Source organism: Actinomadura sediminis (assembly GCF_042675525.1).
Taxonomy (GTDB): Bacteria; Actinomycetota; Actinomycetes; order Streptosporangiales; family Streptosporangiaceae; genus Spirillospora; species Spirillospora sediminis.
Genome location: NZ_JBHTJA010000163.1, coordinates 1 through 10087, shown reverse-complemented (window position 1 = coordinate 10087; position 10087 = coordinate 1). Strand labels below are relative to the sequence as shown.

9 protein-coding genes are annotated in these 10087 nt (G+C 74.7%); 3 read left to right on the top strand and 6 right to left on the bottom strand.

What is annotated here, in order from left to right:
- Together ACFQ11_RS35645 and ACFQ11_RS35640 are read right to left on the bottom strand one after the other, a co-directional pair.
- The coding region (locus ACFQ11_RS35645) for a hypothetical protein (RefSeq protein ID WP_378306989.1) at window positions 1-1551 on the bottom strand (1551 nt) is incomplete at its 3' end.
- Between the two features lie 84 nt (window positions 1552-1635).
- A complete protein-coding gene (locus ACFQ11_RS35640) occupies window positions 1636-2055 on the bottom strand; it encodes an acyl-CoA thioesterase (protein WP_378306987.1) in 420 nt (139 codons plus the stop codon).
- Window positions 2056-2194: 139 nt separating this feature from the next.
- Between ACFQ11_RS35640 and ACFQ11_RS35635 the strand changes: the two genes are divergently transcribed.
- Window positions 2195-3574, top strand: a complete 1380-nt coding sequence (locus tag ACFQ11_RS35635; RefSeq protein ID WP_378306985.1) for an AI-2E family transporter — start codon at window positions 2195-2197, stop codon at window positions 3572-3574.
- 19 nt (window positions 3575-3593) lie between these two features.
- Here the strand turns inward: ACFQ11_RS35635 and ACFQ11_RS35630 are convergent, their stop codons facing one another.
- Window positions 3594-4595, bottom strand: a complete 1002-nt coding sequence (locus tag ACFQ11_RS35630) for an alpha/beta hydrolase (RefSeq protein WP_378306983.1) — start codon at window positions 4593-4595, stop codon at window positions 3594-3596.
- A gap of 324 nt (window positions 4596-4919) precedes the next feature.
- Here ACFQ11_RS35630 and ACFQ11_RS35625 point away from each other — a divergent pair, with 324 nt between their 5' ends.
- A complete protein-coding gene (locus ACFQ11_RS35625) occupies window positions 4920-6260 on the top strand; it encodes a cytochrome P450 (RefSeq protein ID WP_378306981.1) in 1341 nt (446 codons plus the stop codon).
- A gap of 7 nt (window positions 6261-6267) precedes the next feature.
- Here ACFQ11_RS35625 and ACFQ11_RS35620 read toward each other — a convergent pair whose 3' ends face one another.
- Complete coding sequence (locus ACFQ11_RS35620; protein ID WP_378306979.1) at window positions 6268-7173, bottom strand: alpha/beta fold hydrolase; 906 nt, start codon at window positions 7171-7173, stop codon at window positions 6268-6270.
- Between the two features lie 82 nt (window positions 7174-7255).
- On the opposite strand from ACFQ11_RS35620, the gene ACFQ11_RS35615 reads away from it, so the two are divergent.
- Window positions 7256-8218: a helix-turn-helix transcriptional regulator gene (locus ACFQ11_RS35615; RefSeq protein WP_378306977.1), complete on the top strand. Its 963-nt coding sequence runs from the start codon at window positions 7256-7258 to the stop codon at window positions 8216-8218.
- 80 nt (window positions 8219-8298) lie between these two features.
- Here ACFQ11_RS35615 and ACFQ11_RS35610 read toward each other — a convergent pair whose 3' ends face one another.
- Window positions 8299-8874 (bottom strand): GNAT family N-acetyltransferase, encoded by a 576-nt coding sequence (locus ACFQ11_RS35610; RefSeq protein WP_378306975.1) that lies wholly within the window; start codon window positions 8872-8874, stop codon window positions 8299-8301.
- A 42-nt stretch (window positions 8875-8916) separates the two neighbouring features.
- Window positions 8917-9936, bottom strand: a complete 1020-nt coding sequence (locus ACFQ11_RS35605; protein ID WP_378306972.1) for a YihY/virulence factor BrkB family protein — start codon at window positions 9934-9936, stop codon at window positions 8917-8919.
- Window positions 9937-10087: the final 151 nt, after the last annotated feature.

The following is a 10087-nucleotide window of genomic DNA, read 5'->3' as shown; positions in this document are numbered from 1 at the left end:
GGGGGCGGGGGAGCCGGGCGGCGCCGCCGGGGGCTCGACGGGCGCCGTCGCGGCCTGCGGCGCCGACGGCTCCCGGGGCTCCGGCACCGGGGCGACCGGCTCGTCCCCGCCCGCCGCGGCCCGCTCCGCCGCCATGTGCGCCCGCGCCGCCTTGATGATGTCCCACGCCGACAGCTCATCGGTCGACGGCGGGCTGTGCATCGCCGGGGACGTCAGCTCCGCCGCGGCCGCCTGCGGCACCGCGAACCCCGTCGCCGGGGGATGCACCTGCGCCAGCCGGCACCACGTCAGCCCCAGCGTGTAGGTGGTGGCCAGCAGCGACGCCAGCGCGTCCGCGTCATCGGTGCGCAGCGCCTCCGGCAGCCGCCCGTCGCGCGGCCACAGCGCCCGCCCCGGATGCGCCGGATCGGTCAGGACGGCCTGCACCGTGCGGGCACCGTCGGGATCCAGCCACCGCTGCAGCGCCGGCAGCGCCCCCGGCGCGGCCTGCAGATCGGCCGCCAGCACCGCCAGCCCCGCGCGGCGCGCCTCGTCGTGGGCGGCGCCGCCCGCCGCCGGCCGCCGCGGGCCGGTGATCTGCGCGACGATCTCCTGCAGGTCGTACAGGGCCAGCCGCAGGAACTCGCCCGGGGAGGTGTCGCGCACCATCGGGGTGGCGAACTCCGCCGGGCAGCGGCGCCGCCACTCCTGCAAGATCGCCTCCGGCCCGTACCGGACGGTCGCCAGGTCCTGGTTCACCATCCGCAGCGACGCCGCGGTCACCGCCGCCAGCGCGTCCGCGCCCGGACGGAACCGCGGATCGGCCTGCAGCCCCGCCGCGACCTCGTACATCACCCGCGCGATGTGCGCGGCGCCGCCGCCGTCCCCGGCACCGAGCCGGTGCACGTAGTAGCCGGCCAGCGTGCCGAAGTCCGGCGGCATCATCCAGTGCAGCCGCTCGGCCGGGGTCGTCAGGAACGGGATGAACGACTCGATCAGCGGGTGCTCGGTCAGCACCACCGGCGACCCCGCGCACCACAGCAGCGCCCCCCACGCCGCGGCGATCGTGGACGGCGTCCCCGGCTGGAACATCGGGTCGCGCTGCACGAACTGCGCCGGGTTCACCGCCAGCGCCGTCGTGATCGCCTGCGACACGCGCGCCACGACCGCGGTGTCGGGCACCGGCCCGAGGAACCCCAGCGGCGCGACCCGCCCCGCCGCCAGGTCCGGGCCCGTCGGGAACAGCTGCGGCGGCAGCGGCGGCGTCCCCGCGCCGCGCGGCGCCGGGACCGCCACCGCCCGGTCCGCCGGATCGGCCGGCGGCGGGCACGGATGCCACGCCCCGTCCAGCCCGCACCGATACCAGCGGCCCCACGCGCCGTACAGCCACCACTCGCCCGCGCCCCACAGCATCCGCGCGGCGACCTGCGCGGCGCGCTCGGCGGGCTGCGCCGTCTGCCACCACGGGGACGCCACCAGCTCCCGCACGTTGCCCTCGACCGAGGCGAACAGATCCCCGCCCGGCCCGCTCCCGGTTCCGCCGGGCTGCGCCCCGGCCCCCTGCCAGCTCACCCGGCGCATAGTAGTCCTCCCCGGGCGATCCGCCGTCATCGTGACGTCCCGCCCCGCGGCCGTGGAGCGCGGGCGGGACGTCCCTCACCCGCCGCTCACCGCGTGCAGCCCCTCCAGCACCGCCCTCACCTGCGGCGGCATCTCCCGCTTGCCCGTCCCGGCCGGGTCGATGAACACGTGCCTCACCTCCCCGTCGGCCAAGAGCCGCCCGCCGACCCGGAACTCCGGACGCACCACCAGGCTCGTCACGCCCACGTGCGCCACCGGCATCCGCACCTCCAGCATCTGGTCGAACCGCGCGCCCTCACGGAACCGGATCCGCGCCTCCGCCACCACCAGGTCGTAGCCGTCCTCCACCATCCGCTTCGGGTCGCCGATCAGCTCCCGCCACATCTCCGTCAACGCCACGTCGTAGAAGAACAGGTAATGCCCGTTGAACACCACGCCCTGCTGGTCGCACTCGCTGTACCGGACCCGCAGCGTGTGCGTGAAGATCTCGCCCATGGCGCCCATACTCCCGCACCCCGCTCACGTGCGGCCGCCGGCCCGGGGACGCCGCGGCGGCTGAAGACTCGGCAAAGGTTGCCTCCGCGGAGGGTGCGGGCACGCGATCACGGCACCGTCCCGCGGTTAGCGTGCGGACATGCCCGACCCGCCCGGCGACCGGCCCGAGGACGCACCGGCCGGCGGCACGACAGGCACCGCGACCGGCACCGAGACCGGCGCCGCGACCGGCACCGCCACCGGGGGCGGGGCGACGGCCGCCGCGCCCGGGGGCGCCGTCCCGCCCGGTTCGCCGCCCGCCGGCCCGCCGAACGGGTACGCGGGCCGGAACGGCGCCGGGGACCCGCGGCGGATGCCGCCGTGGCTGCCCAAGGCGTTCGTGCTCGCCGGCGCGATCACCCTGGCGTTCGTCGCCGGGCTGTGGATCGTCGAACGCCTCCGCGACCTGCTGGTGCTGCTGCTCATCTCGCTGTTCCTGGCGTTCGCGATCGAACCCGCCGTCAACTGGCTCGCCCGGCGCGGCTGGCGGCGCGGCGCCGGCACCGCGCTGATGTTCCTCGTGATCGCCGCGTGCCTCGCCGGTTTCCTCGGCGGCATCGGGTCGCTGCTGGCCACCCAGGCCAGCAACCTCATCGACGAGTTCCCCGGCTACGTCACCGCCGTCATCGACTGGATCAACGGCACGTTCGGCACCGAACTGTCCCGCGAGACCGTGTTCCAGCGGCTGCCGACCGTCACCGAGCAGCTGTCGGGGCAGCTGTCGGCCCTCGCCGGGAACGTGTGGGTGATCGGCACGACCGCCTTCGAAGTGGTCTTCAAGGGCCTCGCGGTGCTGCTGTTCACCTTCTACCTGTCGGCCGAGGGCCCGCAGTTCCGCCGCACCGTCTGCTCGGTGCTGCCGCCGCACCGGCAGCGGCAGGTCCTGACCGCCTGGGAGATCGCCGTCGACAAGACCGGCGGCTACATCTACTCCCGCGCCCTGCTCGCCCTCGTCTCCGGCGTCGCCCACTACATCGCCATGGCGCTGCTCGGCGTCCCCTACGCCGCGACGCTCGCGCTGTGGGCGGGGGTGCTGTCGCAGTTCATCCCCGTCATCGGCACCTACCTGGCCGGCGCGGTGCCGGTGCTGGTCGCGCTCACCGTGGCGCCCAGCACCGCGCTGTGGATGCTGCTGTTCATCGTCGGATACCAGCAGCTGGAGAACTACCTGCTGCAGCCCCGCATCACCGCCCGCACCATGGACATGCATCCCGCCGTCGCGTTCGGGCTCGTGCTGGCGGGCGCCGCCGTCGTCGGGCCCGCCGGCGTGCTGCTCGCGCTGCCGCTGGGCGCCAGCCTCCAGGCGTTCGCCGGCGCCTACATCCGCCGCTACGACGTCGAGGAGCATCCCCTCACCGAGCCGCCCGCCCGCCGCGTCCCCCGATGGCGCCGCCGCGAACGCGGCGAACCCCCCGGCGAACGCACTGGCGATGGGACCGGTGAGGGGCCGGGCGGGCCGCCCGGCCCCGGGCGGGGATGAGCGGCGATGAGCGGCGCGGTCAGGCGCGGGCGGCGCCGATCGACTTCATCAGTTCCGGCCACACGAACTTGCTCTCCCGCACCCACGCCGGCCAGTTGTGCCGGCCGTCGCCGTAGATGTGCGCGGTGTGGGGGATCTTCAGCTCGTCGAGCCGCTTCTTGAACTCCTTGTTGTTCGCGCCGATCACGATCTCGCTCAGCAGGCCGATGTCCCACGGCGCCACGCTCGGGTCGCCGGGCCCGGGCCGTCCCGTGGTCCCGGCGGAGAAGAAGAGCCCGGTGCCGCGCAGCTTCGGCGCGAGGGTGTGCGGGTCGTGGGCCTTCCAGTTGGCGTCGTCGGCCCACGGGATGCCCCAGATCGCGAACGGGTCCTGCCCGTTGCCGGCGTTCGTGAACATCAGCATCGCCGGGATGCCCGGCTGCCGCATCGCCAGCACCCCGCTCAGCGACGCCACATAGCTGAACATCCCCGGGTGGCGGGCGGCGTAGGACATCGCGCCCGCGCCGCCGGAGGAGTTGCCGATCGCGGCGCGGCGCGCGCCCGCGTGATAGTTCCGCTCGATCAGCTGGCGGACCTCGGCGGTGTGGAACGTCTCCCACTTGGGCGTGCCGCCCTTGCCGTAGTTGTACCAGTTCGCGTACGAGCCGTTCTCGGCCTCGGGCATCACCACGATGACGTCGTAGGCGCGCGCCCACGCCTCGATGTCGGTGTTGCGGGCCCAGGAGGTGTAGTCGTCCTGCCCGCCGTGGAACGCGTACAGCACCGGCCAGGTCCGCGTGGCGCCGCGGGTCCAGTTCTCCGGCAGCAGCACGCGGGCCTTGACGCGCTTGCCCAGGGCGGGGGAGTCGATGGTGATGTCGACGTCGTTGCCGTCCAGCCCGGTCTCGGCGACGATCCGGGCGCCGTCGTCGGCGCGGACGGGCCCGTCGGCGGCCGCGGTGCCCGCGCCGGCCGCGCCGATCCCCGCGCCGGCCGCGCCGATCCCCGCGACGAGGACCGCGACGAGGGTCCCGGACGTCACCGGGCGGCTCCCGCGAGCCGGACGTGGCTGGCTGCGGACGGACGGCGTCATCGACTCACCTCGCGCAACGTGCGCCGCCCCCGGACGGGCCGCGCGGCTCCCGCCGAGTGTCCTCGCCCCCCGCTAAATGATCTACAAGGCGCCGTGACAAGAAAATCTTGAAGCGCTGTTGAGATGTGAGTCATTTCCGGGCCCGGTGCCGCCGTGATAGAGCACCCGGCGCAGGGGTGCGCGTGGGATGGGTCACAGCGTCCCGCCCGCCCATTGACCGTAAGCAAGCGGTTACTCGAGCATGGGGGCGGATCCGGCGAGGAGGACGCGGCGATGACCACCCGGCAGGACGGCGGCACGACCGGCGAGACCGGCCCCCGTGACATCGATCCCCGTGACATCGACCTCAGCGACCTGCGGTTCTGGGGCCGCCCCCTGGACGAGCGCGCCGCCGCGTTCGCCGCGCTGCGCGCCCGCGGCACACCCGCGTTCTTCGCCGACCCGCCCGTCCCGTTCACCGGCCGCGGCGGCGGCTACTGGGCCCTGGTCTCGCACGCCGACGTCACCGAGGCCTCCCGCAACCCGCACATCTTCTCCAGCGAGCCGAACGCCACCACCGTCATCGACTCGCCCGGCTTCCTCGACCGCTACATCAACTCCATGATCAACATGGACGACCCGCGGCACGCCAAGATCCGCCGCGTGGTGTCGCGGGCCTTCAGCCCCCGGATGCTCGCCAAGACCGAGGACGACATCGCCGCCCGCGCCGCCCGCATCGTCGACGAGCTCATCGCCGCCCGCGCGGCCCGCCCCGACGGCGAACCCCTCGACTTCGTCGCGCACGCCGCCGTCCGGCTCCCCGTCGAGGTCATCTGCGACATGCTCGGCATCCCCGACGCCCTCCACCCCCGGGTGGTGCGGCTCACCAACATCGTGCTCGGCAACTCCGACCCCGAGTACACCGGCATCACCCCCGACATGGGACGGCTGCGCACCGGCCTCGGCCTGGCCAAGGTCGCCCGCGCCGGCCGGGACCTGCACCGCCTCGCCGCCCGCCTCGGCCGGGAACGCGCCGCCGAACCCACCGGCGACCTCACCTCCGCCCTCGTCAACGCCAACGTGGACGGCGAGAAACTCGGCACCCGCGAGTTCGGCACCTTCTTCCTGCTGCTCGTCGTCGCCGGCAACGAGACCACCCGCACCGCCATCGCGCACGGCCTGCAACTGCTCACCGACAACCCCGCCCAGCGCGGCCTTCTCCTGGACGACTTCGACGGCCGCATCGGCGGCGCCGTCGAGGAGATCGTCCGCTACTCCACGCCCGTCATCTGCTTCCGCCGCAACCTCACCCGCGACCACGTCATGAACGGGCACGCCTTCGCCGCGGGCGACAAGGTCATGCTGTTCTACAACTCCGCCAACCGCGACGAGACCGTCTTCGACGACCCCGACGCCTTCGACATCACCCGCTCCCCGAACCCGCACGTCGGATTCGGCGGCCCGGGACCCCACTTCTGCCTCGGCGCCAACCTCGCCCGCCGCGAGATCACCGTGATGTTCCGCGAGCTGTTCACCCGGCTCCCCGACCTGCGCGCCGCCGGGGAGCCCGACCGGCTGATGTCCAGCTTCATCAACGGCTACAAGCGGCTGCCCTGCACCTTCACCGTCCCCTGACCGCCGATCACGCGCCCGGCACGTCGGCGGCCGCCTTCCGCGCCGCGCCGCCCGCCGTTTCGCCGCCCGCTGTTTCGCCGCCCGCTGTTTCGTCCGCCTCCGTGCCGCCGGCCTCCGCCGCCAGCAGCGCCGCCAGCTCCCGCGGCCGCGAGAACATCGGCCAGTGCCCCGTCGGCAGCGACCGGTGCGTCCAGCCCGGGCCCGCCATCAACGCGAACACCGGATGGCCGCCCTCGGCCATCGCCCGCACCGCCTCCAGCGGGATCGACGTGGCGATCAGCGTCCGCGGCGTCGCCGGCAGGGGATCGGGACGCTCCAGCGGCTGCGTCACCGTCCCGAACGGCTGCGGCGTCCCGCGCTCCCGCAACGCCGCCAGATGCTCCTGCGTGAGCCCCGCCAGATCGGCGGCGTCCTCGCCCGGACCGTCCCCCTCGCCCGGTGCGAACGGCGGCACCGGCAGCAGCCACCCCGCACCCTCCCCGGCCACCTGCCGCTCCAGCTCCGCGCGACCCTCCGGCTCGTGGAAGTCGATGTTCGCCATCCCCGACGGCATCGGCCCGGTGTCGACGTAGACGATCCGCGCGACCCGCCCGGGAATCCGGTCGGCCGCGCCCGTCACCGGCATCGCCCCGCCGCTGTGCGCGACCAGCACCACCCGCCCGTCCCCGCCATCCACACCGCCGTCCACACCGCCGTCCGACCCGCCGCCGCGCACGGCGTCCTCGACCGCCGCGACGACGTCGGCGACATGGACGTCGAGGTCCACCTCCGGCGTCGCCTCGCCCGCCCGCTCCGCCAGCCCCGTCAGCGTCACCGGCACCGCCCGGTGCCCCGCCGCGCGCAGCTCCGCCGCGACCTCGTCCCACGCCCACGCGCCCAGCCAGTAACCCGGCACCAACACGAACGTCGCCATGACCCCGTTCCCTCCCTCATCGGTACGGCACCACGCTACGGTGAATACCGGACAGATACCGCCCGGTTATCGTGAGCGATCCATGTCACATCCCGAACACCCGACGACCCGCCTGCTGGCCATGCTCGAGCTGCTGCAGGCCCACCACCGCCTCACCGGCCGCGACCTCGCCCGCCGCCTCGGCGTGGACGAGCGCACCGTGCGCCGCTACGCGGAGCGGCTCGGCGAGCTCGGCGTCCCCGTCACCGCCGCACGCGGCCGCCACGGCGGCTACCGGCTCATGCCCGGCTACCGGCTGCCGCCGCTGATGCTCACCGACGACGAAGCCGCCGCCGTCGTCCTCGGCCTGCTCGCCGGACGCCGCATCGGGCTGCCCGGCCACGCCACCGAGAGCGCCCTGGCCAAGGTGCAGCGCGTCCTGCCCGCCGCCCTGCGCGACCACGTCCAGGCCCTCCGCGACACCCTCGGGTTCACCATGGCCGCCCGCGACGCCGCCGCCCCCGACACCGGCACCGTCCTGGCCCTCGCCGCCGCCGCCCGGGAACGCCGCCGCGTCCGCCTGCGCTACCGGTCCTGGCGCGGCGACGACAGCGAACGCGACCTGGACCCCCACGGGCTGGTGTTCCACTCCGGACGCTGGTACGTCACCGGGCACGACCACCGCAGCGGCCAGACCCGCACCTTCCGCGTCGACCGCGTCGCGTCCGCCGAGCCCCGCCCCGAACGGTTCGAGCCGCCGACCGGCCCCGACCCCGCCGTGCACGTCGCCCGCTCCCTGGCGTCCGTGCCCTACGCCCACGAGATCGAGGTGCTGCTGGAGACGACCCTCGCCGAGGCGCGCCGCGCCTTCCCGCCGTCGGTCGCCGACCTCGCCGGCCGCGACGGCGCCGTCGTCCTCACCGCCCGCGCCGAACGCCTCGACGGCGCCGCGCGGATGCTCGCCGGGCTCGGCGCCCCCTTCGTGATCCGCCGCCCCGACGCGCTGCGCGGCCACGTCCGCGACCTCGCCCGCCTCCTGGACGAGCAGGCCGCCCGCCGCCCGTGACACCGCCCGTGAACCCGCCCGTGACACCCGCGCCGCCCCGCGGGAGGGCACGGAACCGGGGGAGGGGGCGGGCGGAGAGGTCAGCCGGCGGCCGGGGGAGTGCGGCGGTCCCACTCCTCCCGCAGCATCGCGTACACGACCTCGTCGGTCCACTCGCCCTTGACCATCTCGTTCTGCACCAGATGCGCCTCACGCCGCATCCCCAGCCGCTCCAGCACCCGCGCCGACGCGACGTTGCGGCCGTCCAGCCGCCCCACCACCCGGTGCAGGTCCAGCCCCTCGAACCCCAGCCGCAGCACCACCTCGGCCGCCTCCGTCGCGAACCCCCGCCCGTGGAACGCCGGATTGAAGATGTAGCCGATCTCGCCCTGCCGGTGGTCCCGGCTGCGCCACTGCAGGTTCACCTCGCCCATCAGCTGGCCCGTCTCCCGCAGCACCACCGCCAGCACCAGCCAGTCGCCCTCCCGCTCGACGGTGGCGGCGGTCATCTTCTCCTTCAGGAACGACCTGGACTCCTCCAGGTTCCGCGGCTCCCAGTACAGGAAGCGCGCCACCTCGGGCAGCGACTGGTACGCGTACAGCCCCTCCAGGTCGTCCTCCCGGAAGGGCCGCAGGGTGAGTCGCTCGGTCTCGATGGGGTAAGCGGGACGCAGCACGCAAAGATCCTATTCAGGGGGTTAGGGGTTAGGCGACCCGTTTCACACGGCCGAGTCAGGACGGTCCGGGCCCCGGTCGTCCCCGGACCGGCCCTCCTCGCGCCCCACACCGGTCGCCCGCCGGTCCTCCTCGTCGAACTTGCGGGTGTCGCGGAACTCCGCGTACGGCTCCTCGCCGGCGGACGCCCCCGCCTGGACGGCGCGGCCCCGCTCCAGCTCGGCGTTCAGCTCCGCGCCCAGCAGGATCGCCAGGTTGCTGATCCACAGCCACACCAGGAACACGATCACGCCGGCGAGGCTGCCGTAGGTCTTGTTGTAGTTGGAGAACCCCGCCACGTACAGGGCGAACAGGCCGGACGCCGCCAGCCACAGCAGCACCGCCACCACGCCGCCCGGCGTCACCCACCGGAACCGGCGCCGCACGTTCGGCGCCGCCCAGTACAGCAGCGAGAACAGCAGGCTGATCACCACCAGCAGCACGGGCCACTTGGCGATCTGCCACGCCGTCACCGCCGCCGACCCCAGCCCCAGCATGTCGCCGGCCTCGCGCGCGAGCGGCCCCGACACCACCACCGCGACCGCCGACACCGCCATCACCAGCAGCGACAGCACCGTGACCCCGACCCGCAGCGGCACCAGCTTCCAGAACGGCCGCCCCTCCGGCACGTCGTACACGACGTTGGACGCCCGGATGAACGCGCCGACGTACCCCGACGCCGACCACACCGCGCCCACCAGGCCCAGCACCGCGACGATCCCGGCGCCGCCGCCGCCCTGCAACTGCCGGATCGCGCTGATCAGCAGGTTCTGCACCGGGCCGGGCGCCGTCCCGCCGATCTCGGAGATCAGATCGTCGGTGGCCGACCGCCCCGCCAGCCCGACGAGCGACACCACCACCAGCAGCCCCGGGAAGATCGACAGCACCGCGTAGTAGGTGAGCGCCGCCGCGTAGTCCTGCAGGTTGTCGTCCTTGAACTCGCCGGCCGTCCGCTTGACCGCCCCGCGCCAGCCCGCCGCGGGCAGCTCGGTGGGCCCGCTCGGACGATCGTGCCTTCCCGCCATGTCAGCGGCGCGTCCAGACGATCGGCGTGCGCCGCCGGCCCCGCCGCGCCCCCGCGAGCCGCGCCACCGGCGTCCGGTTCGCCCGGCCTGCGCCCGTCCACCGCACCTTGACCGGCGCCCGCCGCGTCCGCCGCGCCCTCGGCCGGGAGAC